Source organism: Vibrio sp. 10N.222.55.C6 (assembly GCF_041473395.1).
GTDB lineage: Bacteria > Pseudomonadota > Gammaproteobacteria > Enterobacterales > Vibrionaceae > Vibrio > Vibrio crassostreae_C.
On the sequence record NZ_JBFRSD010001168.1, the window covers coordinates 1 to 326 of the forward strand.

The 326-nt window shown below is 43.6% G+C and carries 1 pseudogene; it reads left to right on the plus strand.

What is annotated here, in order from left to right:
* Positions 1-326, plus strand: a pseudogene (locus tag AB4486_RS28025) (phosphodiesterase); the annotation flags it as partial.

Below are 326 nucleotides of genomic sequence, written 5' to 3' on the forward strand. Positions count from 1 at the left end.
GATACGGGATTAGTGTAAACGCGTTACCTGACGAAGCGGTTTTCATTAACGAGCCTTCATCCTTTATTCGCAAAAACTTCCAGTTGTTATTGGGGCTGTCGATGGTGATTGCGGGTTTGAGCCTGATCATCTTGATGCAATTTGTCACTCTGCGCCAAAAGAAAGAGTTGGCGAATAAGAACAAACGAATCTTAAAGCTTCAGAAACAGACCTTGAATATCCAAAAGGATATGATTCATGTTCTCGGAGAGGCAATTGAAACCCGCTCTGGCGAAACTGGTAATCACGTTAAACGTGTAGCCAAGTTGTCTGCACTGCTTGCTAAG